This window comes from Bacillus cereus group sp. MYBK30-2, assembly GCF_051915945.1.
In the GTDB taxonomy this organism is placed as follows: Bacteria; Bacillota; Bacilli; order Bacillales; family Bacillaceae_G; genus Bacillus_A; species Bacillus_A paramycoides.
The window spans coordinates 592,304-614,849 of record NZ_JBQAFR010000001.1; the positions used below are offsets into that span (position 1 = coordinate 592,304).

The following is a 22,546-nucleotide window of genomic DNA, read 5'->3' on the forward strand; positions in this document are numbered from 1 at the left end:
TAGAAAGAGGCCACGTCTTTTATCATGAATCTACATTGTATATGTAGACAAGCATGCGTTTCAAATTTTCATGTTAAAAAGAAATATGTTTCGGAATTTCTCCTTCAGGTACTTCTCCGTCCATACTTAAGTAATAATGACGAATCGGACGTAAATTTTCGTTTAGTTCATAAACGAGCGGAATGCTAGTCGGAATATTTAATGATACTACTCCATTACTTGAAAGATTATCTAAGTATTTTACTAGCGAACGAATTGTATTACCGTGTGATGAAATAATTACTTTTTCACCATTTTTTAATGACGGCGCAATTTCTGAATGCCAATAATCAAGTACTCTTTTTTCCGTATCCTCTAAACATTCAGTTAATGGAAATTCACCTTTTTTGAGTGTTTTATATCTTGGGTCAACCGCCTCATATCGAGGATCATCTTCAGTAAGAGCAGGTGGTCTCACATCAACACTTCTTCTCCATATATGAACTTGTTCTTCTCCATATTTCTTTGCAGTTTCTTCTTTATTCAATCCTTGTAGTGCTCCATAATGTCTTTCATTTAATTTCCATGATTTATGTATAGGCACCCAAGTAAGATCCATTTCATGCAGAACAATCCATAAAGTCCGGATTGCTCGTTTTAACACAGATGTATAAGCAACATCGAAAGTATATCCGTTTTCCTTTAATATTGCCCCTGCTTCTCTTGCTTCACTTAACCCATTCTCTGATAAATCTACATCTGTCCATCCTGTAAATCGATTTTCTAAATTCCATAAACTTTGTCCGTGACGAATAAGTACAAGTTTTATCATTATAATTCCCCTCTCGGAAATATGGATTTTTAATGTTCCAATACGTACACATATAAAGTTTTTGGCAATGTATTTTTTTTATCCATACATACTATGATTTATCCATATTTGCCAAATGCATGGATAAAATTTGTTCTTTTTCACACTATAAAAACAGATATTTTTTCTCGTTATTTTTGATCGACTGGTATTTCCCTTTTCGACATCCATGCATCAAAACCTGAACGACTATTCGCCATTTCATTCATAACTTGATGCCAATTGTCTTCACAAGCTCCGCCGAACTTTGAAAAAATAGCTCCCATTTGCTGTCTTTGAACATCGCTCAGCTTTCTCTCTAAATCTGCACCCTTTTCTGTTAAAGATAGCTGTTTCACACGACGATCATGTGTAGCTTCATTACTCTCAATCAGTCCCTTTTCTAACAGTTGGCGTAATGGTCCGTGAAGAGCTTGTTTACTTATTTCTAACAGCGATAGCAGCTCATTTACACTAATCCCTGGAAAACGAGCAATAAAAAACAGTATTCTATGATGTACACGCTGTATACCGTATTCTTTTATAATTTCATCTGGTTTTTCTGTGAAAGTTTTATATGCAAAGTAAAATAATGCTAATGCTTCATTCATCTGTTCTTCTTTATGTTGTGTCATCTACTTTCCCCCTACATGTAAATTATACCACAATTCAGTAATGAATATTTTAATCAAGGCACTTAACCTTTTTGAGTTTGTTTAATAGTTAATTACAATAACCTAAAACAACTAGGAGATGATTCACATGAAAATGCAATATACTGTAAGTACATATTTATTAGATCGACTACACGAATTAGGAATTGAGCATTTATTTGGTGTTCCTGGTGATTATAATCTTGCTTTTTTAGATGATGTGATTGCACATGAAAATTTAGAATGGATTGGAAATTGCAATGAATTAAATGCTGCATATGCAGCAGATGGATATTCCCGTATAAAAGGCATAGCTGCTCTTATTACCACTTTTGGTGTTGGAGAATTAAGCGCAATTAACGGCATTGCTGGTTCATATGCAGAAAACGTTCCTGTTATAAAAATAACTGGTACGCCAACAACAAAGGTAATGGAAAATGGAGAACTCGTTCATCATACTTTAGGTGATGGAAAGTTCGATCACTTTTCAAATATGTATCGTGAGATCACTGTAGCACAAACAAATTTAACCCCTGAACATGCCGCTGAGGAAATTGACCGTGTACTTCGTGCATGTTGGAATGAAAAACGTCCAGTTCATATTAATTTACCGATTGATGTATATAATAAACCAATTAATAAACCTACGGAACCAATTTTAAACAAACCCACTTTAAGTAATAAAGAAGCATTGGATAAAATGCTTCTACATGCCACTTCAAAAATAAATAGTGCAAAAAAACCTGTTATTTTAGCAGATTTTGAAGTGAACCGATTTCATGCTGAAGAAGATTTACAGCATTTCGTAGAAAAAACTGGGTTTCCTATCGCAACGTTAAGTATGGGAAAAGGTATATTCCCAGAAAAGCACCCGCAATTTATAGGGGTTTATACAGGTGATGTTAGTTCTCAGTACTTGCAAAAAAGAATAGATGAATCTGACTGTATTATTAGTATCGGTGTGAAATTGACTGATACTATTACTGGCGGATTTACACAAGGTTTTACGAAAGAGCAAGTTATTGAAATCCATCCCTATACTGTGAAAATTATAGATAAAAAATACGGGCCTGTTCTTATGCAAGATGTTTTACAACATTTAAGCGATTCAATCGAGCATCGTAATGAAGAAAATCTTGAAATTAAGCCATTTATCTCAGAATCGTCATCTATAACTGAAAATTTCAATCCAAAAGTACAAATGGTTACGCAAAAACGTTTTTGGCAACGAATGTATCATTTTTTAAAAGAAAACGATGTCTTAATTGCAGAACAAGGAACACCTTTCTTTGGTAGCGCCTCTATCCCTTTACCAAACAACACTACATACGTAGGGCAACCATTATGGGGATCCATTGGTTATACATTACCTGCTCTACTTGGAACACAGCTCGCTGATTTATCACGACGGAACATTTTAATTATTGGTGATGGCTCTTTTCAGTTAACTGTTCAAGAGCTATCTACTATACTACGTCACAATTTAAAACCAATTATATTTTTAATCAATAATAATGGATATACTGTTGAACGTGCGATTCACGGCCCAAATCAACCGTATAATGATATACAAATGTGGGATTATGATAAATTTCCAAATGTATTCGGATCAGAGGAAAAAAGTCTCACATTTAAAGTGAAAAATGAAACAGAGTTGGTAGAAGTCTTATCTAAAATAACTTTTAATATGGATCGACTTATCTTTATTGAAGTTGTAATGAGCCAAGGGGATCAACCTGAGCTGTTAGCTAAACTTGGAAAAAGATTCGGCAAGCAAAATTCTTAATATAAAAAAGCGTGGCCTATTTATATTACGGCTTCAGTTAAGAGGGATAAAACTTGTTTTGACACTTAAAATACACACGAAAAAGGATGGCAGGTGCCATCCTTTTTGACATATATTGAACTTTCACTGTTTTTAAGAACCTTCTTTGGCTAAAGCCCCGTGTAACAAGCAAAATTTTTAATCAACCTTTAACTTTATAGCTTTTGTAGCAATAAAAGTTTTAATATGCTTATCTAATAGCCTTGTTCCACCAAAATCATCCTCATAAAGACCCGTTATAACAAAGCCAGCTTCAATTTGACCTTGGATTTGGTCTTCTAGAGTATGTGCGTATTCTATTGTTTGATTTGAATTGATGTAATCTTGAACCTCATCCTCTGGTAAATAATCCAATGTTGATGAAGGTATTGAATGTTTAACATTAAGAATACCTTTTCGTTCTTGGTTGTCATCAAAAATCCATAGTAAAGGGTTTGTAAAACCAGAAATAAGAATACCTTTATTCTTTAAAACCCTTGAAACTTCATTCCATACAAGATGAACATCTTTTACAAACAAATTAGAAACAGGATTTACGACAATATCAAAATATTCATCTTCAAAATCACTAAGGTCTGACATATCTCCTTGTACTGTTTTTAAAGTCAAACCATCCCGTTTTGCTACCTTTTCATCTTGTTCCAATTGCTTCTTAGATATATCAGTAACTGTTACATCTGCTCCAGCAGCAGCCAGAACTGGTGCTTGTTGCCCTCCACCTGATGCTAAACAAAGTATCTTTAATCCCTCTAATGACTTTGGAAACCAATCTCTAGGAACTGATTTTTCCGTGGTGATCGTGATTTCCCATTCACCTGATTTACTTCTTTCAATAACCTCGCTACTTACAGGCTGAGTGTATCTAGAGCCTTCTTCAACCTTCTTATCCCATGCGTTACTATTTTGTTGTGTAGTATCCATTATGATTATTCCTCCTAACGATCTAGTTGCAATTTAAGTGTAAGATTATTAACTGTTTATACATTCCCTTTTTCTATTAACCTACCAGATAGTAAATACATAGTTGTCTATATTTATTTTAACAGATAAATGAAAGTAACTATAAAAAAATTCTAAATAGACACAAAATTCAACAACTATTCAATTTATTTAAAATAAACGATCTCTTTCACGGAAAACTTCTTATCAGTCAACCAATCCGTTGTTCAGGAGTCAATTTTTGACCATTCTTGGTTTTATAGATCATGCAAAAATTGTAATATATCCGAAGGTTGGTCAAGGTTTAATAGGCATACCTTGGGGTAAAGTTTTCATAAATGTAACTTTTCCCTAATGGACAGTCTTGCTGCATAAAGGCATTGGTGCAACAGTCATTAACCTTTAGAAACAAATTAGCGATATTTAATTGCCAATTTCAAAAAAAGATTGATATACCAACAAAAAAGCGTTCCATACCTGTTGACAGTTGGAACGCCTTTTCTAATGTTATTTTAATTTTCAACCTCTTAACTGAACCTATTAAATAAGCTACACTTTTTCTATTTTATTCAGCAAGAGTTAACTGCCAAGACACACCATACTTATCATTTAACCAGCCAAACTTTTTACTAAATGGATAGGAACCTAAAGGCATAAGAATTGCTCCATCTTGTGCTAACTTATTAAAAACCGTTTCAATTTCTTCTTCCGTTTCACAAGTTACATAAAGAGACATAGCTGGTGTGAATGTAAAATCATGCTTTACAAAACTATCAATACACATGAACTCTTGTCCATTTAACGTAAAAGTTGCATGAATTACAGTTCCCTCTTTACCAGATCCATTTGCATCGTAACGAGAGATACTTACAATTTCTGATTGATCGAATAGCGACGTGTAAAAATTCATCGCTTCCTCAGCATTGCCCTCAAACATTAAAAACGTAGTGATTTTTTGATTTGTGTTACTCATTTAGAGACATCCCCTTGTTATGTATTTATGCAAAACATACATCGGATAACAAAACCGAACATATATTCTTATAAGTGTATTGTCTATAAAAACGATGAGTTTGTCAATTATCTACTTTTTTATTTCTTCTTAAATAATGCTGTCCAAAGAAATGATTCTCCAAACAGTTCATTCGGTTGTTCAATTTGTTTCATCTTTCTTATTTCAATTACTTCAAATTCTTTAAATATCTCTCTTAATTTTTCTTCTGAATATGTAAGTCCACCTTGTAAACTCCATCCTCTATATACGTCCCAATCAGTTATTTCTGATCCATTTCGCTCATCTAAATCACCTGCTGCAAAACATGTTAATCCGAAATAACCACCCGATTTTAATGAGTTTTTAATTAAATCCACATAATTCATTCTTCTATGCGGCGGAATGTGATGCAAACAACCCGAATCGTATACAAAATCAAATTCATTTTGAGCATCTAAATTAAAAATTGAATCACAAATAAAGTGAATTTCTATTCCTTTTTCTAATGCCCTCTCTTTCGCCCAACTAATGCCTTCTATAGACAAATCCACCGCTGTTACATCAAATCCCTCAGTCGCTAAATAAATTGCATTTCTTCCTGGACCACATCCAAGCTCCAACACTTTCCCCTTGGAAACCCATTCTTTTTGTATATACGAAACTAGGTTCTCATCTGGAACATTTTCAAAAAACGGAACATCCTTTTCTCTATTCGCATAAAATTCATTCCAAAACGGTTCTGCAGGTCTTAATAATGAATCCAACATTTTAAAAATATCTTCTTGTGTGCGTAACGTTTCATTTTTCATTAAAACCACTCCTTTTAAATATTCAGAAAATTATTATATCTAATTTTAGACTTTTAGACAAAGAAAATACTCCTAATTACAATAGGAGCTAATGATACATATTCTTTTAAATTCATACTAAAAGATTATTAAAATCCCATTTCTGTCAACCATTTTAACAGCTTCTCTTCTCGCTCTTTCAAATCATTGTTCCTATACTTACCCATTCTTATTTCGCTAACAATTTCTCCGTCCACCATAAAAAGAACTCTTTCTGTTTTAGCTGCTACCTTTACATCATGAGTAACTAGCATAATTGTAGTTCCCGTACGATTTATATTTGCTAAAATATCCATTACTTCTTCTGTCGCTTTTAAATTCAAAGCACCCGTTGGTTCGTCAGCAAAAATAATATTAGGTTTATTTATGAGGGCTCTACAAATAGATACCCTTTGTAATTGTCCTCCTGATGCTTCAGTTATATTATTAGTTGCAATTTGACTAATTCCCGTTTTCTTCATCAACTCAAGTGCACGTTTATTTATTATTTTCCTACTCTCAACTTTTGCTAAATACGCAGGCAAAACTATATTATCAAAAAGATTCAAATTTCTAAGAAGATTGCTCTGCTGAAAAATAAATCCCATTTCGCTGAGCCGTAATTTTGCTAACGATTCCTCATTCATAAATGATATATCTTTACTAGCAACTTTCACACTTCCTGAAGTCATCCGATCCATACCACTAATATTATAAAGTAACGTCGATTTTCCAGAACCAGAAGGTCCCATGACCGATACAAACTCTCCTTCATTAATCTCTAAATCTATATTTTTAAGCACGTGGCAAAATCTATTTCCATCTATTGAATATATTTTATTTAATTGTTTTACTTCTAAATTTTTTTTCAATTTACACACCTCCTATTCTCCATTTACTTTTAAATCATTTGTTTGTTTCACAGTAAAACTACTGAAAAGTGTTGTTGCGGATACTGCTATAAACAGAATAGCTGGACATATTACATAAGAAACGACCGGATTGACTACAAACTTTATGTGAGCAGCTCCCATAAAGGAACCTAACAAACTTACTAGCATTTCTCCAAACGTAGCAGCTATAAATGTTCCTGTTACGATACCAATTAATACAATGGCAATAGAACGAGTTACATATTGCATACGAATATCTTTGTAAGAAAACCCGATACTTCTCATAATTAAAATTTGTGAGGAGTCTTTTGCCAATAACATTTTAAAAAACATTGCAGTAATTAAAATAGATATCGTTATAGCAATCATAATTGCAACTTGAGTCACAAGTTGTAATTGTTTAATTGTCTCTCCTAAAGTTTGAGACAAATATTCATTCGTATCTGTTATTTTCGCGAAATAAAAACTTTGTTTATATTCTTCCATTTTTTCTTGCATATTCACTGTAGACTTTATATCTATATTTACAATAAACCATAATATATTTTCCTTGTTATATGGTAAGTTCGCCTTAGCTGTTTTTCCACCATTCGTCACATCTTGATATATCCCACTTACAGTTAGCTCTTTTTCTTTTCCTTCTACCATTAGAACTAACTCATCACCTACATTCTTTTTTAATTCATTTGCGTTCATATAAGAAAGAGCAATCTCATTTTCATTTTTTGGTTCCATACCTTCAACATACTCTAGTGGAAATTTAGTAAAATCTCCAACTTCTACATTTATATTTTCATATGCCCTCTCATCGTTCACCAATTTAAATGCACTCGTCACAAATGCTGCGTATTTTTTCACATCATCATCGTTTCGTATATACGATAATACGTCTTTAAATCGTTTCTCTATATCTTCTGATTGCTGTAAATCTATTCGTATATCACTTTTTCCTGTCCCCATATAATTCACAAACTGCGGTGACTTAATTGTATACAAAAAGTTAACTGGAACAATAATCATAAACACCGCTATTATTAAAACAACACTTAATACTCGATATAACTTAAATCGCTTCACTACATCTTGTATACCAAGAAATATATTTACATTTGAAATGTTAGTTTGATAGAGCGAAAAAGATTTACTATACTTTGTTATTCCTATCCTATCTCTAGTTCTTAAAGCATCCATCGCTGTAATTCTCCTGAAATTCCGCAAAATAAGTCGGCAGAACAGTATAACAGCTACAAACATTAATAATGTAGCTATCATGGGCACGATATGATGTAAAATACCTTTATCTGTCACACCCATATAAAGTACGATATTAGTGGTAAAGACTTTTGTAACAAATAGTGAAAGAATATATCCACATATGCAGCCGCTAGCAGAAATAACAACATATTTTGTTACATACAGTTTTTGAATATCTTTATTTTGAATCCCGATCGCTTTCATAACACCTATTTCACGATAATCTTCTTCCATAGACGTAATAATCGTAAATCTAATACATAAAATTGCGATTAGCATTAATAATGCACTTATTAACATAAGTACTGCTGCTATTATTCCATCAGTTAACAAATTGAGAGTTTTAAAGAGAGAATAAGTAATAGATGGTCCTTTTTGAGGTAAGTTCGATGACTGGTATATATTTTCAAATTCGTTTATTTTATTTAAATCTGTTAGCTGAAATTCAATAAGATATTCACTTTCTCCAACATTTCTTTTTACTCTTTCTAAGTCTTCATCACTTATTACGAATCGCTTCGAACTAACAATTGATGGGTTCATTTGAGCATCACGAACAAATGTTGAAATTGTAAATTCCAGTTCAATATTATTTTTTACAATCCATATTTTATCTCCAATATGCAAATCATACTTTTGCATATAATAAATCGGCACACCAATTTCACCTTTTGAAACATCTATTACTTTGTTATTTAAATCTAATAGAAAATCAAAAGAAGTGTTTTGTTTAACGAAACTTATATCCATTACACTATTTTGTTCTGCATGCTCTTTACTTTTTATGAAAACATTAGATCCATTCACTAGGATTGTTTCAGCCGTTTGCTGTTCTTTTACAAATGGTGTTTTCGCTACAAAAGAATCAATTGATTTTTGATTTATTTCTCCAGCGTGCATTTGTACGAAGTGAGGTGCATTTGATTGTTTAAATAATTGATCCATTGAACTGAACAGGTTTACAACCATACTTGAAGCACTAGCCATTAAAAGAGACGATAGTATTATAAACGTAAATAAAATAACGAAAATCATTTTATTTTGAGAGAAATCCCTTTTTAACATTCGCCTAATCATATCAAACTAGTTCCCCTCATTCCGTAATATTTTCTTAGTTACAAAAGCTAATATTATCAATATGAAACTAATACATAATATAGGTAAATAAATTTTCAAACTAAACCCTTCAAACATAAAACCATATACAATTTGCCCAATTGGTGCCATACATTGAGACACTGCTGTTATGATTGCCATTACTTTCCCTAAATTTTCATTCGGTGTTTTCTTTTGTACAACGGTAATTACATAAATGGAGACGATTGTCATAATCATTGCGATAAAAATAGAACAAAGTATAAAGAGGATAAATGGTGGATAGTTTCCCATACTAAGGATAAATGGTGTAACTGATAACGCCATTGGTAGAACTAATAAAGCAATAACGAACATCCAATAATACAGTGTTTTCATCTGCAGCTTTTTAGCAAAGAAACCGATTGACAATGCACCTAATATTGTAGCAAAATCGATTAATCCCATCCCAATTCCGTACATCGTATCACTACTTTGCATAGTTACTCGTAATATAATCGGTCCCCCAATAACAAATAATGGTGTCAAAATTAAGTTTAGTAGAGCTGCAAGTAACATAGCCTTCAAAATAAAAGGTTGCTTTAAAACGTAAAGAAATCCCTCTTTCATATCTTTTACAATTGTCGGTACGATATGATCTTCTTGTATTCTTTTTATAAATGGTATTTTAATAAACATTTCTAATATTGCTGATAGAAAAAATGCAAGGCCACTTATTAAGACAAGCACTTTCAAACCAATTATGCCATATAATACTCCTCCTAATACGGGTGCAACAATATTTGATAATGCTTGCACACCATTTACGATACCGTTCGATTGCTCTAGCTTTTTTTCTGGTACTAATTGCGGAATACTTGCCATTACAACTGGAGCGTACATCGCACTAACAACCGCTAATAGAAACATAACAATTCCAATCCACATAATAGATACAGTGCCATTAAATAATAAAGCAATAAAACCTAATACAATCGCAGCGTTTATAAAATCAAAGATAACCATTAAATTACGACGATTAAAGCGATCTGCAATTGCCCCGCCGAGAGGTGCCAACAAAAATGGAATACTCGTTATTGCATATAATCCCGCAAATATATCTGCACGCCCTGTAATATCTAGCACATATAAAGACAACGCAAAGCGCAAGAGCATCGACCCTAAAATTGTTATAATTTGCCCGGTAACCATTAAATGAAAATCTTTCATAGAAGATTTTGTGCTAATTGACATCATACCCACACCTTTCATTCAATTTAGACCGACTGTCGGTCTATAGTAATCAAACAGAAAATTACTATTTCTGTTTGATTAAAACCTCCAACATATAATCAAAAGATCCTTCCTTCGCTCCAACAGATGCTTCCATCATTTTAATATAAGCTATAGCTCTCCTCATCATTTCTTCAGGCTTCCACTGAAATAATCCATCATCAAATATGACTTGCGCTGAGGAAATTAATAATTCAATCGTTTCTTGAGGATATGGGGTAGAAAATATTCCCTCTTCGATTCCTTGCTTTAAAACCTCTGTTAACACAGGAGATAAGTATATAATTGATTGCACCAAACTTTTTTGATGCATTTCCGCATTATTTGGTTGATGAAATTGTTCAATCATTTTCTCTTTTATATCCCCTGATTTTGGTGATTGTTCCATTAAAATTCGAAATAACTTATCTAAAACTGGAATATTGGGATTAGAGACGATTGCTTTCGCTTTAGCAACATCCGCTTTAATAATCCTCATTATGATTTCATCCATCACTTCTTCTTTCGACTTAAAATAGTGATAGAATGTTCCTTTCGCTATACCGATTTCTTTTAAAATGTCATTTACTGTTGTTTTCGTATAGCCTTTTGTAACGAATAATTTTTCAGCTGTTTCTAAAATCTCGTTTCTACGCTCTTCATACTCCTTTACAATTCTCATTCATGTTCTCCTTCTTAATTGACCGACTGTCGGTCTAATTGAATTATATGCTTAGTTGGTAAAAAGTTTCCTCTTACAGCACATATACGACACCCTACTTTATATTTCCTTTATGAATTTTAAAATTTATTTTTAATACGGTGAATGAAATTTTTAAATTTGCTCATTAAAATCACCCTTGTACTTATATCGACTTCGTTATAAAAATACAAAAAAGAGCCGCAATTTTTTGCGACTCTTTTTTTATTTAAGAAATGTAACGATTTACGAATGCATATGAAATTTTATCGGTGATTTTTCGAATATATCGACCACAACTCGAAATATATCGGCGATTGTCATTATTTAACGACCGCGTCTTTGCTGACCTTGCTTTGTACTACTTTTCTTATTGCTTGGCTTATTAAATGATCGGTTGTTATCATTTCTCGAACTATTTCTTGTATCATTTCTTGAGCTATTTCTTGAACCTTCACGGCTATCTCTTTGACGATATTGACCTGTTTTCTTCGGTTTTTGAGCCGGCTTTTGTATCGGCTTTCCATTTTCATCTACATGTTTTATCTTCGGTTGTTCAATTACTTGTCTTTGCAACGGTGCACCTAGTACTTTTTCAATCTCTTCTAAAAATCTTTCATCTTTCGCTGCAACAAACGTAATTGCAAGACCTGAACCACCAGCACGTCCTGTTCGGCCAATACGGTGAATATAGCTTTCTACATCTTCAGGAATATCATAGTTAAATACGTGAGTCACACCATCTACATCCAGTCCACGAGCTGCTACATCAGTCGCAATTAAGTACTGAATTTTCGCTTCGCGGAAACTCTTCATGACTCTTTCACGTTTCCCTTGAGGTATATCACCATGAAGTTCAGCACAATTATAACCAAATCCCTTTAAATCATCATAAAGCTTACTTGCTCTAACCTTTGTACGACAGAAAATAACTGCTAAAAATGGCTGATCACGATCCATAACAAAACGAAGTGCATCTTGCTTTGCGCGGTCTGTCGTTTCAATGACACGCTGCTCTATTGTATTTACCGTTACTTCTTCACTTTGCACTTGAATCATTTGTGGCTCTTCCATATAACGTTTCGCCAATTTTTTAATATCTTTTGGCATCGTTGCTGAGAATAGCATCGTTTGTTTACTGTCAGGTGTCTCATCTAAAATATCTTCAATATCATATAAGAAACCGAAATAAAGCATTTGATCCGCTTCATCTAGTACAATCATTGAAAGATTACTTAAATCAATTGTTTCACGTCGTATATGATCTAATAATCGTCCTGGTGTCGCAACAACAATATGTGTATTACCTTTTAATTTTCTCAATTGTTGCGCTACATCTTGTCCACCATAAATCGCTAATACATTAATATCTTCTCTTTGAACAAGCATTTTTTTAATTTCAGCTGTAATTTGCAGTGCTAGTTCTCTTGTTGGTGCAACAATTAAAGCCTGAACATCACTAGACTCTGGATCGATTTTTTCTAAAATCGGTAAAACGAACGCAAGTGTTTTACCTGTTCCAGTTTTTGCTTGACCAATAATATCTTTACCAGACAGTATAACCGGAATCGCTTTCTCCTGAATCGGTGTTGCTTCCGCAATTCCATTTTCACGTAATGTATGATTAAAAGTTTCACTAATTCCTAATTCTAAAAAGTTTTTCAAATAGACCACTTCTTTTCCTTATTTTTCACATTAGCTTTCATTGTACCATTTGTTTCGCCAAATATGAAAAATAAAAAAATTCTTATCTTCTTTTTTTATATTCATCGTGTACAAGATAGACAAATTCCTTTTGTTTTTGCTCGGATCTAATTAATTCTTCCATGTTAGCAGTAGATAAAATGTACTTCTTAATCTTTCTATTACTCCAAATTAAACTTGTATACTTCGTATCTTCATGTAGATTTCGAAACCACTCTAATTCGCTTAACTTCGCAATATGATGTTTTAATTTCAAATCATTTCTGGGATAGAATAAAATAATATCCGCTATTACATCAAAGAAAGAGCTCATATTCTCCCCTCCTATAACTTTTTTTAAACATATAAGTTCCCATACATATATATATTACAAATGTCCGGAAATATAGTTACAGGGTGATAAAAGTGAACACTAATTTAATTTGGTAAGTTTCCCTCCGTGATAACAATAATAACTTTCCGCTTTAAGATCTTTAATCTTCTTTAAAGACTGTTCCGCTTTTTCTATATCTAAACAAAAGTTCGGATTCGCAATTACTAATTCTCGATTATCTTGAACAGCTGCGTCTCCCGTAATTACACAGTCCAAATTTGGGAAATATAATGAAATATGCCCCGAAGTATGTCCTGGCGTCGCCACTATTTGACATTCATTATTCAAAATCATTTGACCATCATATACCTTTTCATCAACAGAAATATGTCTTACATTTTTCAACTGCTGTATAAACCATTCACCAAATTCTTTTTCTTCATTTGGCATACGTTCTAGCATTTCTTCAGCTTGAACCAACCTCTCTGATTTTATATCACCACTAATATAGTTAGATTCAATTTCACTAGCAATAATATTAATTTGAGGATATTTCACTTTGAAATCGTATAAAGACCCTATATGATCGTCATCATAATGAGTAATAATTATATTTTTTAAGTTTTTCATCTCATATCCATGTTTTAAAATTGCATCTTCAATTAAAGGTGAAAAATTTGTATAACCTGTATCTACTAAAGTTAATTTATTGTTTAATATAATTAAGCTCGGATAAATACATTGTTTTCTCCCGTTAAATTCGAATTCAATTGGTAGTTCTATTATCTTCATTTCCCTTCCCCCATACCGTTTATCTTATTAAATGTTTAATAATAACTGAATCATCCACATACATTTTACTATACATACTATGTAACAAAACACTGTGAGTCGTTGCGTAACAAACATTATATTATTTTGAACACGTATTTGCTTATACTTATGGAAATATACAATAGGAAAAAATGATAAAATTGATTATTCTTTCGCTTCTTTGTCCATCCTTTTAAAAAATCTATGTTTTTTGTAAAAGGAGTGTTTATATGAAGAAACAGACACTTTGGAAAAAATTCAAAAAAAGCTCAGTAAACCTCGGTAAATCCAGCGTATATGAAAGTATTATTTTATTCTACACAATGAAAAAGAAAGAGTTACCTACTAAAGCGAAACTCATAATATTAGCAGCTTTGTCCTATTACGTATTAACAATCGATTTCATTCCAGATATAGCTGCTATTATTGGAATTGGCCTATTAGATGATGTTTTAGCAATCGCTGTAGCGCATAAATATGTTATGCGTCATGCGGATGCTGAAATTAGAGAAAAGAGTAAACTAAAAATGGAGTCATTATTTACTTCAACACAAGCATAATAAAAAAGGAGCTAAGATGATTTCCCTTAGCTCTTTTTTTATAAAACTAATTTACCCCTAAAAATCCCGATTGATACAATTAATTATCAGTGGGGAAGTTTCACTTTATTACAAATATCATTTTACTTCATTAGCTACAAAAAAGTGCTCACATACACTTGATATACGTTGCAAGTCTACGTTTCCACCAGATATAACCGCTACTATTTTTTTCCCTTTAATATATTGATCAACTTTACCTGCAAGCAGAGCAGCGGTAGCTAAAGCACCTGCTCCTTCTACGACAGCTTTCCCTCGTTGTAATAAGTCTTTCATCGCTACTTCCAAATCTTCTTCTGATACTGTTACAATAACATCTACTAATTCTTTTACAACTTCAAACGTTAAATCCCCTGGTATTTTAACTGCACAACCATCTGCTATAGTAGGTGCATCATAATGTTCCACAATTTTCCCAACATCATAAGAAGCCTTCATTCCATGAACATTTTCTGCTTGTACGCCAATAATATTAATTGATGGATTAAAAGATTTTAATGCAACTGCAATACCCGAAATAATCCCGCCTCCGCCAATAGGTACAATTACAGTATCAACATCCCACATATCATCAAGGATATCTAAACCAATTGTACCTTGACCAGCCATTACCTCTACATCATCATATGGATGTAAGTATGTTTCTCCCGTTTCTCGTATAATTTCCTCACATTTTGCTTTTGCATCATCAAAAGTTTCACCATATAAAACAACTTCTGATCCATATCCTCGAGTAGCCTCAACTTTCGCTTGAGGTGCGGAAACTGGCATCACAATTTTACTCTTAATACCAAGTAAATGCGCAGATAAAGCAACCCCTTGTGCATGATTACCTGCCGAGCACGCAATAACTCCCTTCTCTTTTTCTTGATCTGTAAGCTGCGACATTTTATTAAATGCACCACGGAATTTAAAAGAACCCGTTAATTGCATATTCTCTAATTTCAAGTGAATTTCTCCACCCGTTTTACTAGTCAAATAAAATGATTTAACTAATGGTGTTTTACGAACATTTCTATCCAAAATTTTTTGAGCCTTTTTAATATCCTCTATATGTAATGGTAGTTTTCTAGTTATCATACTAACACCCCTTCTAATTGTATATAATCTAATCTGAGTCTCCTAAGTTTTCGTAAGTAATAACTCCTTTATATGCAACCAACTATGTTATGAAAACATTCATTATATATGCACGCCCTTTTTTAATACCCACATCTGCAAACAATTCAACATCTTCTTCATATCACGTTCTTTATAGTGATTAAGGCATGCAATTTGAATCCAGTTATTCGTTTGTAAATATGCTGATTCATAATGGACAATATATCCTTGTAACGCTAATGCATCGCCTACTGCCTTAGAAGACTGCCCTTCGTTTAATTGAATCGTAAGAATAATTTGCGCGGCATGTTCTTTAGGTGAAACAAGCTTTAAACCCATAGTAGTAATAGCTTGTTCAATATAAGCATACGTCTCTTTTATTTTTACAAATGTCTTTTCATCTTCAAATCTCTTCAATGCTTCTTGCAATGCATAAATTAAATTCCAGGAATGGGAGTATGGAATACTATCACTTATTTCATACATACCAATGTCCATATACGCGGGTATTGCTTCGTTTTTCTCTATAATGTGATTATGAAAAACGAAAGATAATCCTGTAAATGATTTAATCGCTTTTCCGCTTACACCACTTGCAAAGTATACATCCTTCAAATCTATTGGTATTGCTCCAATTGAGCTTGTACAATCTACACATAGTTTCATTTGATTCTTTTTACAAAGAGCAGTTAGCTCTTCTAAATTGTTTAACATTCCAGTTGATGTTTCATGATGAACAAACCAGAGCCATTCATAATTTTCAGTTGTCATTATTTTTTCCAATTCGGTATAAATAAACGGCTCTCCCATTTCTTTTTTGTACGTATCAAAATTTAAATGTACACGTTTTGCCTGGCCAATTAATCTATTACCAAACTCCCCATTCGCTAAAACTATCCCTTTACCTTTTAAAGAGCGTAACTGTAAAGCAATGGCATCATTCGCTAACGTCCCTGTTCCTAACATGAGTTGTACACGTTTTGCTTTCGTCATTTGAAGTAATCGTTTTTTTACATTTTCCATCGTTACTTGAAACGACTTAGAACGATGGGAAATAGGCTTAGTAGAAAATGCCTTTTGAACATTCTCTTCAATGTCTACTGGACCAGGTAAAAACGTATATTCTTTCTTCATAATCCCTCCAACACTCGACTCTTCAAACATAGCAGGTGTAACATACATTGGTTGAAAAGCTGCTTCCTCTGTACCAACTAAAGTATGGAAAGATTTGAATCCCATTTGTTCATATAAAGGCAGCTCACGTGTTGTGGCTGAAATGAGTGCTAATTCATATCCGTTTAGAAGCAAATAACGATGTAAAAAGCGAATTAAGCCTAACAGTGCTCTTCCATTTCGATATTTACGTTCTACTGAGAGTAAACGAATTTCATATACTTTTTCTCCATGCTCTTGTAAATAAAAATCTAAATTTGAAATTTTATAATCTAACGAAAATGGTCGTTTTCCCCGCACCGCGACCATACCTACTAACTTATCCCCATCTAAACAAATTAAATATGTATTTTCTTCATGAAATCGATCTATACGAAAACGTTCTTTTGTTTCTTCATGTTGCGGAATCTCTTCTACAAATGTTTTATAATTCAATTTATGTATACTTTCAAATTCCCAAGCCTGATCAGCAACCTTATAAATTAACCCCATGTCCTATCTCCTTTATCTCTATTTATCCCTCACTATCTAATTCATAAAAATCATAAGTGGAGATTCCCCCCACTTATTAAAGGTTCACTTTATTCTCGATTTACATATAAAATAAGTACAATAATAAGTGCACTTAAAATAGTCGTAACAATAGAGTAAGAATAAAAAATCATGCAAAGTGGTAAACAAGCGATTGTAATTAACCCCGGCTTAGTAAATCCTTTGAATATTAAATAAAATATAATAAAAATACTTACGAGAGTAAGCGCTATCAAATAATCAAATGCGATTAATCCTCCAATAAATGTTGAAATGCCTTTTCCACCCTTGCCTTTAAACAAAATTGGGTAAATATGTCCGATTATAACGGCCAATAATGTTAACATTATGAATGTGGAATCTTCAAAAAGATATTTTGCAATATAAACTACTATTCCACCTTTGATTGCATCACCTAAAAATGTAGTGACGAAGTACCACTTTCCATATACTCGCCCCATATTTCTTGCGCCCGGATTTCCACTTCCTTCTTCACGAATATCAACGTTATGTCTCCATTTTGTTAATATATAAGCGATCAATATGTTTCCAAATAAATAAGAAGCCACTACATACAAAAACTGCATGCTATTAATCATGTAATCATTCACTTTCTTTATGGGAATACATATAAAGTATTCAATTACTACGTATATTGTACTTTTCTTACTCTACATCCCTTTATATATTTTAACATCACATTTTTACAAATCATACAAAAATTCTCATTTAACCATTTACAACGCAAAATATTTATCCTTCAATAAATAGTATGTTCCTTTCGCTGCCATTTCTGATTGTGATACAAATGTAACTTCTCCAATACTTTCCTCACAGCACTTCTTAAATGTAGCATATATTTCAGGAACTAAACGTAATATGCTGCCACTTACTGCAATTGAAGTAGGTAAATCAAATTGCATCTTATTATAAACATCTACCGTAATTCTCGCTAATTCCTTACCAGCTTGCATCATAATTTCATGTGCGTTATCATTCCCATTTTTCGCTTCCTCAATAATTAATGGTGTGATTGCTGCAACCTTATCTTTTGAAGAAGTATATATTAGACTTTTTATATGAGATGGTGTTAAAAGTTGAAACTGATTTTGAATGTTCAAGCTTAATGAACAAAGTCTAACTCCTTGATCAAATTGTAATGCCATTTTCTTTAAAGCTTGTAATGCAATCCAATATCCACTTCCTTCATCTCCTAAAATATGTCCCCATCCACCGCTATATTCGTACACTTCGCCTTTCTTTCCTATACAAATTGCACCTGTACCACCTATAGTTAAAATTCCATCCTTACCTTTTAAGGCAGCTGCATGTGCAATCATTGCGTCATTAAAAACTTCAACTTTTATTCCATACTTCTTTATTAATCGTAATGTTAATTCATTTGCATTTACTCCACTTATACCCGCTAATCCTAAGCAAATACAAACGCAGTGTCCATTTACTACACTTTTCTGGCATTGATCAATCGCCTCCATAATATGCGAAAGTGCTTCTTCAAAATCTATTAATATATTTCCAAACCCACACGTACCTCTTACAACTTCGTTTCCATCTCGATCAAATGCAATTGCCTCTGTCTTCGTTCCCCCACCGTCTACTCCAATCATATACTTCATATGTTCGCCTCATTTTCATCTTCGTATTGGAGGGAATCTTATATTCCCTAAAATCACAGATTCCTTAGCACCTGTTGCGCTCGGCACATTACTCGAATTACGATGATACGTTTCATTTGCTAAAAAACAATCATATAAGTAAACAACGTACATCCTACTGAAAACAATATAAATCTAAAAAACAACTGAGCTTTCGATACAAATGTTCCATCAATGAAAGAAACAACTATCGTAAGCAAAACACTTGTCGCAATGCTTGTAATCAACCATATACTATGCATTTGTGATAGATTTAGCATTCTTAATAAAGGCACAAAAATTAAATTCGAACAAATTACCCCAAATAGTAGTAAAAATACTCCTTTATAACTAAATTTTATATACATTCCTTTTCACCTTCTCTCAATTCTATATGAAAGAAGTGATAGACAAATTGTCTATCACTAATAATTTACTGTATATGCGTTATGCATTCACAGATTCTTCATCACCATTCTTCTCAATTTCAAGCATGTTTTTGTCATACATTTTAAAGAATGGAAGATAAATAAGAAATGAAATTGTTATGTTTATAAATACGAGTACAATCGCTCGCCAATCCCCACCTGTTGCTAAATACGCACCAATTGGAGCGGGTAATGTCCACGGAGGCATTATATGTGTCGGTGTAACAAATCCCATCGCAGTTGCTGAGTATGCAACAGTGGCTGTTACTAGTGGTGTAATGATAAATGGGATAATTAAAATGGGATTTAGTACAATCGGCAATCCGAAAATAACAGGTTCATTAATATTAAAAATACCAGGCACAATACAAGTTCTTGATAATGCTTTCGAATATTTTGATCGACCAAATACAATCATAGCTAATACAAGCCCTAACGTTGCACCAGAACCACCAATCCATATAAACCATTGATATAATGGTTCTGGTGCAATGAATGGCAACTGATCTGCCCCGCTAGCAACTGCTTCACCATTTTTCCCTAAGTATACTTCCCATAATGGACGGGCAACAGTGCCAACAACCGACACACCATGTATACCGAACGACCAAAAGAATGTAATTAAAAATACTGGAATGATTACACCGAAGTAACTATCACCAGCTTTTACTAACGGTGCCGCTAATTTATCAACAACATGATGTAAATCAATGCTAAAAACGACAGTAACTAGACTCATAATAATAATAACGAACGCAGCAGGTATAAGTGCTTCAAAAGAACGTGATACAGACGGCGGTACTTGTTCTGGCATTTTAATCATTACATTTCTCTTCTTACAAAACCTTAAAATCTCAACAGATAAAATTGATACGATCATCGTAACGAATAATCCATGTCCTCCGAGATTTGTCATCGGAAGCATAAATCCTTTTTTATCGATTAATTCAGGCGTCAATGTTAAAAGTAATGAACATACTGCAAGCTGTGCTCCTGATAAGGCATCTAACTTATAACTTTTCGCTAAATTGTATCCTATACCAAATGCTATATATAATGACATAATAAACATAGTTAGACGATATGGTATTAAAATGCTCGCCTGATGTTTCGCTGCCCAAAGCGAAATGAAACTATCTTTCGGAAGTGGCGGAAATGCTACAATTAAAAAGAAGCTCCCTACGATAATAAATGGTAACGCCGAAATTACCCCATCACGAATTGCCTGTAAATGCCTTTGCTCGGACAGCCTTGCCATTGGTCCAGATAAGTTATTCTCAAGAAACGAGACAAACTTATTCATAACACTACCTCCTAACGAATTAATTCATTTACAGCTTTTAATAACGTCGGTCCACCTAGTGGGGTATATGCTTGGGGCGGAATAATACCACATGGAACAGATACCAGTTCTGCAAGCTTTTTTACAGAACCAAAGCGGTGGCGTACTTGAGGAGCAACCATTACAACATCCCAACCATTCTTGACTTCTTCCTCAACCTCATTTGTTCCAATCGCATGCACTTCCATATCGACACCTTTTTTCTCTGCTTCTTTTTTTAAAGCGTTTACAACAATTGCGCTGGACATTCCTCCAGAACACACAAATAACACTTTCATTTTAATATCCTCCTATACTCGTAATTTCATTTCCATCTTGTTCAAAGATTGTGTAACAATCAGTGAAAGGAAGTTTCACGTTACTAACAAGCATATGAAGGATATGTACAGTTTAGTTATATTGAAAGAAAATTTCATCAAAAATACTATTTCTATTAATTTGAAGTTTCAATATGAAACTTTCTCAATTGTAGCTCTCCTATTTCACTATGTTATAGTATTTTAGGTAATAGAATAAAAAGGCAGCGTTTAAATGTAAATGCGCTTGTAAAAGGATAAAATATGGCTATTAAACAAAAAAATCATATATACAGTTTCACATAAGTCCATCTAGTGTATGGAGAAATATTGTTGATGATCCCACCAGCGCTAACACAACTGCTGGACAAAGAAACTATTATGATATATACGTTAATACACGTGAGTGGATACAAAAGGGTATAATGATTATAAATCCCTTATTAAAAAAAACCGCCTTAAAGCCGAAATACTCAGCTTTTAGGGCGGTCTCTTCTATTTATTCTTAAATTTCTCAGTCGCTGCTCTCATTTTCACATTCAAATCATGATCAATGGAGTCGCGAATATCACGTTCTACTGCTTCCATTTCTTTTTGGAAATTTTGCAAGTAAATTTTTAATTCTTCTTCTTTTTCAGGACGTTGTGATGGTGGTAGTTGTACCACTAATGATAACATCGCTGTTAAGTCTTTCATTAAAAACGTTTCAAGTTTATGTTGTTGTTCAAACATACGTTGTTCTTGATAGTATGGAAGTGCATTCAATACTGAAATTGTAATGTCATCAACCGTTCTTTGTAATGAAGGATTAATCGATCGTTTGTACGCTTGAATTGTATTTAATGCATCAGGGTATCGATCATAAAAATACAATTTATAAAACGATAGGTCTGTCGGTTTAACAGTTTGCTGTGTTTCTTGTCTCAAGAAATTTTTCACTTTCATCGTTGCGATATCGATATCTTCATTTGTAAGCTTTTTCGTTGTTTTTGCCATCACATGTACTTTTTTCTGCTTCTCTTTCGGTAACATTGAGAATACTTGCTCTCTCGTACGTTGGCCCGATGTACAGAAAAGTGTATTTAATGTATTTTGTTCTTTCGTTCCTTCAGTACGAATCCAGCGATAAAAGAGTGGGTGCTGCGTAAATTCTTGTAAAAACGGTGTTGATTTATTCGATAACTTCTCAATAGAATCTTGCGCTCTCTTATATGGTTTCGTCCATGAAAAATAAAGTTTACGTCCGAAGTATACAACTAAAACAACGACAGAAAATGCTATTAATAGTAATGAACCTAATAGTAATAATACTCCTTGAATGAAACTCATTT

General features: G+C 33.2%; 22 protein-coding genes and 2 pseudogenes. 3 read left to right on the forward strand and 21 right to left on the reverse strand.

Going from position 1 to position 22,546, the window contains the following annotated elements; translation table 11 throughout:
* Window positions 1-73 precede the first annotated feature (73 nt).
* Both gpmA and ACTFQM_RS03135 read right to left on the reverse strand, forming a co-directional pair.
* Window positions 74-811: a 2,3-diphosphoglycerate-dependent phosphoglycerate mutase gene (gene gpmA / locus ACTFQM_RS03130; protein WP_071719758.1), complete on the reverse strand. Its 738-nt coding sequence runs from the start codon at window positions 809-811 to the stop codon at window positions 74-76.
* 170 nt (window positions 812-981) lie between these two features.
* Entirely contained in the window at window positions 982-1,464 is a 483-nt protein-coding gene (locus tag ACTFQM_RS03135; protein ID WP_048374516.1) for a MarR family winged helix-turn-helix transcriptional regulator, read from the reverse strand.
* 127 nt (window positions 1,465-1,591) lie between these two features.
* Here ACTFQM_RS03135 and ACTFQM_RS03140 point away from each other — a divergent pair, with 127 nt between their 5' ends.
* A complete protein-coding gene (locus ACTFQM_RS03140; protein ID WP_440033412.1) occupies window positions 1,592-3,268 on the forward strand; it encodes an alpha-keto acid decarboxylase family protein in 1,677 nt (558 codons plus the stop codon).
* A 177-nt stretch (window positions 3,269-3,445) separates the two neighbouring features.
* On the opposite strand, the gene ACTFQM_RS03145 is transcribed toward ACTFQM_RS03140, so the two are convergent.
* From ACTFQM_RS03145 to ACTFQM_RS03190, 10 genes are all read right to left on the reverse strand, one after another.
* Window positions 3,446-4,228: a class I SAM-dependent methyltransferase gene (locus ACTFQM_RS03145; RefSeq protein ID WP_440033413.1), complete on the reverse strand. Its 783-nt coding sequence runs from the start codon at window positions 4,226-4,228 to the stop codon at window positions 3,446-3,448.
* Between the two features lie 583 nt (window positions 4,229-4,811).
* Window positions 4,812-5,219 carry a VOC family protein gene (locus ACTFQM_RS03150; RefSeq protein WP_440033414.1) on the reverse strand — a complete coding sequence of 136 codons (408 nt, stop codon included), beginning with the start codon at window positions 5,217-5,219 and terminating at the stop codon, window positions 4,812-4,814.
* Window positions 5,220-5,338: 119 nt separating this feature from the next.
* Window positions 5,339-6,049, reverse strand: coding sequence for a class I SAM-dependent methyltransferase (locus ACTFQM_RS03155; protein ID WP_440033415.1), 711 nt, complete (start codon window positions 6,047-6,049; stop codon window positions 5,339-5,341).
* Between the two features lie 128 nt (window positions 6,050-6,177).
* Entirely contained in the window at window positions 6,178-6,939 is a 762-nt protein-coding gene (locus ACTFQM_RS03160; RefSeq protein WP_440033416.1) for an ABC transporter ATP-binding protein, read from the reverse strand.
* Between the two features lie 12 nt (window positions 6,940-6,951).
* Window positions 6,952-9,291, reverse strand: a complete 2,340-nt coding sequence (locus ACTFQM_RS03165) for an ABC transporter permease (RefSeq protein WP_440033417.1) — start codon at window positions 9,289-9,291, stop codon at window positions 6,952-6,954.
* A 6-nt stretch (window positions 9,292-9,297) separates the two neighbouring features.
* Entirely contained in the window at window positions 9,298-10,545 is a 1,248-nt protein-coding gene (locus ACTFQM_RS03170; protein WP_440033418.1) for an MFS transporter, read from the reverse strand.
* Between the two features lie 61 nt (window positions 10,546-10,606).
* The gene (locus tag ACTFQM_RS03175) at window positions 10,607-11,242 is read right to left on the reverse strand and encodes a TetR/AcrR family transcriptional regulator (protein WP_048374524.1); all 636 of its coding nucleotides are present in this window, start codon (window positions 11,240-11,242) and stop codon (window positions 10,607-10,609) included.
* 345 nt (window positions 11,243-11,587) lie between these two features.
* Window positions 11,588-12,934 carry a DEAD/DEAH box helicase gene (locus tag ACTFQM_RS03180; protein WP_193412293.1) on the reverse strand — a complete coding sequence of 449 codons (1,347 nt, stop codon included), beginning with the start codon at window positions 12,932-12,934 and terminating at the stop codon, window positions 11,588-11,590.
* Between the two features lie 73 nt (window positions 12,935-13,007).
* Window positions 13,008-13,277 (reverse strand): hypothetical protein, encoded by a 270-nt coding sequence (locus tag ACTFQM_RS03185; protein WP_440033419.1) that lies wholly within the window; start codon window positions 13,275-13,277, stop codon window positions 13,008-13,010.
* 99 nt (window positions 13,278-13,376) lie between these two features.
* Complete coding sequence (locus ACTFQM_RS03190; RefSeq protein ID WP_440033420.1) at window positions 13,377-14,069, reverse strand: MBL fold metallo-hydrolase; 693 nt, start codon at window positions 14,067-14,069, stop codon at window positions 13,377-13,379.
* Window positions 14,070-14,320: 251 nt separating this feature from the next.
* Here ACTFQM_RS03190 and ACTFQM_RS03195 point away from each other — a divergent pair, with 251 nt between their 5' ends.
* Window positions 14,321-14,650, forward strand: coding sequence for a YkvA family protein (locus tag ACTFQM_RS03195; protein ID WP_440033421.1), 330 nt, complete (start codon window positions 14,321-14,323; stop codon window positions 14,648-14,650).
* A gap of 117 nt (window positions 14,651-14,767) precedes the next feature.
* Here the strand turns inward: ACTFQM_RS03195 and tdcB are convergent, their stop codons facing one another.
* From tdcB to ACTFQM_RS03235, 8 genes and pseudogenes are all read right to left on the reverse strand, one after another.
* Window positions 14,768-15,769 carry a bifunctional threonine ammonia-lyase/L-serine ammonia-lyase TdcB gene (gene tdcB, locus ACTFQM_RS03200; protein WP_440033422.1) on the reverse strand — a complete coding sequence of 334 codons (1,002 nt, stop codon included), beginning with the start codon at window positions 15,767-15,769 and terminating at the stop codon, window positions 14,768-14,770.
* Between the two features lie 102 nt (window positions 15,770-15,871).
* Window positions 15,872-17,455, reverse strand: coding sequence for an aminotransferase class V-fold PLP-dependent enzyme (locus tag ACTFQM_RS03205; protein ID WP_440033423.1), 1,584 nt, complete (start codon window positions 17,453-17,455; stop codon window positions 15,872-15,874).
* A gap of 89 nt (window positions 17,456-17,544) precedes the next feature.
* Window positions 17,545-18,093: a glycerol-3-phosphate 1-O-acyltransferase PlsY gene (gene plsY / locus ACTFQM_RS03210; RefSeq protein WP_440033424.1), complete on the reverse strand. Its 549-nt coding sequence runs from the start codon at window positions 18,091-18,093 to the stop codon at window positions 17,545-17,547.
* Window positions 18,094-18,231: 138 nt separating this feature from the next.
* Window positions 18,232-19,131, reverse strand: coding sequence for a BadF/BadG/BcrA/BcrD ATPase family protein (locus tag ACTFQM_RS03215; RefSeq protein WP_440033425.1), 900 nt, complete (start codon window positions 19,129-19,131; stop codon window positions 18,232-18,234).
* A gap of 15 nt (window positions 19,132-19,146) precedes the next feature.
* Window positions 19,147-19,254 (reverse strand): annotated as a pseudogene (locus ACTFQM_RS03220) (anhydro-N-acetylmuramic acid kinase); the annotation flags it as partial.
* A complete protein-coding gene (locus ACTFQM_RS03225; protein WP_002171965.1) occupies window positions 19,251-19,517 on the reverse strand; it encodes a hypothetical protein in 267 nt (88 codons plus the stop codon). The gene ACTFQM_RS03225 and the pseudogene ACTFQM_RS03220, both read right to left, overlap by 4 nt.
* Before the next feature lie 79 nt (window positions 19,518-19,596).
* Window positions 19,597-20,880 carry a PTS sugar transporter subunit IIC gene (locus ACTFQM_RS03230; protein ID WP_327903690.1) on the reverse strand — a complete coding sequence of 428 codons (1,284 nt, stop codon included), beginning with the start codon at window positions 20,878-20,880 and terminating at the stop codon, window positions 19,597-19,599.
* 11 nt (window positions 20,881-20,891) lie between these two features.
* Window positions 20,892-21,197 (reverse strand): PTS sugar transporter subunit IIB, encoded by a 306-nt coding sequence (locus ACTFQM_RS03235; RefSeq protein WP_002171963.1) that lies wholly within the window; start codon window positions 21,195-21,197, stop codon window positions 20,892-20,894.
* Between the two features lie 243 nt (window positions 21,198-21,440).
* On the opposite strand from ACTFQM_RS03235, the pseudogene ACTFQM_RS03240 reads away from it, so the two are divergent.
* Window positions 21,441-21,637: pseudogene (locus ACTFQM_RS03240) on the forward strand (family 10 glycosylhydrolase); the annotation flags it as partial.
* Between the two features lie 73 nt (window positions 21,638-21,710).
* Here ACTFQM_RS03240 and ACTFQM_RS03245 read toward each other — a convergent pair.
* The gene (locus ACTFQM_RS03245) at window positions 21,711-22,544 is read right to left on the reverse strand and encodes a DUF3974 domain-containing protein (protein WP_002171962.1); all 834 of its coding nucleotides are present in this window, start codon (window positions 22,542-22,544) and stop codon (window positions 21,711-21,713) included.
* Window positions 22,545-22,546: the final 2 nt, after the last annotated feature.

What these genes read in the sequence shown, in the direction of transcription:
- ACTFQM_RS03215 (WP_440033425.1), bottom strand. Translation starts at nt 19,131, where the DNA reads ATGAAGTATATGATTGGAGTAGACGGTGGGGGAACGAAGACAGAGGCA.
- ACTFQM_RS03175 (WP_048374524.1), bottom strand. Translation starts at nt 11,242, where the DNA reads ATGAGAATTGTAAAGGAGTATGAAGAGCGTAGAAACGAGATTTTAGAA.
- ACTFQM_RS03170 (WP_440033418.1), bottom strand. Translation starts at nt 10,545, where the DNA reads ATGATGTCAATTAGCACAAAATCTTCTATGAAAGATTTTCATTTAATG.
- gpmA (WP_071719758.1), bottom strand. Translation starts at nt 811, where the DNA reads ATGATAAAACTTGTACTTATTCGTCACGGACAAAGTTTATGGAATTTA.
- ACTFQM_RS03205 (WP_440033423.1), bottom strand. Translation starts at nt 17,455, where the DNA reads ATGGGGTTAATTTATAAGGTTGCTGATCAGGCTTGGGAATTTGAAAGT.
- plsY (WP_440033424.1), bottom strand. Translation starts at nt 18,093, where the DNA reads ATGATTAATAGCATGCAGTTTTTGTATGTAGTGGCTTCTTATTTATTT.
- tdcB (WP_440033422.1), bottom strand. Translation starts at nt 15,769, where the DNA reads ATGATAACTAGAAAACTACCATTACATATAGAGGATATTAAAAAGGCT.
- ACTFQM_RS03190 (WP_440033420.1), bottom strand. Translation starts at nt 14,069, where the DNA reads ATGAAGATAATAGAACTACCAATTGAATTCGAATTTAACGGGAGAAAA.
- ACTFQM_RS03140 (WP_440033412.1), top strand. Translation starts at nt 1,592, where the DNA reads ATGAAAATGCAATATACTGTAAGTACATATTTATTAGATCGACTACAC.
- ACTFQM_RS03245 (WP_002171962.1), bottom strand. Translation starts at nt 22,544, where the DNA reads ATGAGTTTCATTCAAGGAGTATTATTACTATTAGGTTCATTACTATTA.
- ACTFQM_RS03145 (WP_440033413.1), bottom strand. Translation starts at nt 4,228, where the DNA reads ATGGATACTACACAACAAAATAGTAACGCATGGGATAAGAAGGTTGAA.
- ACTFQM_RS03150 (WP_440033414.1), bottom strand. Translation starts at nt 5,219, where the DNA reads ATGAGTAACACAAATCAAAAAATCACTACGTTTTTAATGTTTGAGGGC.
- ACTFQM_RS03225 (WP_002171965.1), bottom strand. Translation starts at nt 19,517, where the DNA reads ATGTATATAAAATTTAGTTATAAAGGAGTATTTTTACTACTATTTGGG.
- ACTFQM_RS03135 (WP_048374516.1), bottom strand. Translation starts at nt 1,464, where the DNA reads ATGACACAACATAAAGAAGAACAGATGAATGAAGCATTAGCATTATTT.
- ACTFQM_RS03230 (WP_327903690.1), bottom strand. Translation starts at nt 20,880, where the DNA reads ATGAATAAGTTTGTCTCGTTTCTTGAGAATAACTTATCTGGACCAATG.
- ACTFQM_RS03195 (WP_440033421.1), top strand. Translation starts at nt 14,321, where the DNA reads ATGAAGAAACAGACACTTTGGAAAAAATTCAAAAAAAGCTCAGTAAAC.
- ACTFQM_RS03165 (WP_440033417.1), bottom strand. Translation starts at nt 9,291, where the DNA reads ATGATTAGGCGAATGTTAAAAAGGGATTTCTCTCAAAATAAAATGATT.
- ACTFQM_RS03235 (WP_002171963.1), bottom strand. Translation starts at nt 21,197, where the DNA reads ATGAAAGTGTTATTTGTGTGTTCTGGAGGAATGTCCAGCGCAATTGTT.
- ACTFQM_RS03155 (WP_440033415.1), bottom strand. Translation starts at nt 6,049, where the DNA reads ATGAAAAATGAAACGTTACGCACACAAGAAGATATTTTTAAAATGTTG.
- ACTFQM_RS03185 (WP_440033419.1), bottom strand. Translation starts at nt 13,277, where the DNA reads ATGAGCTCTTTCTTTGATGTAATAGCGGATATTATTTTATTCTATCCC.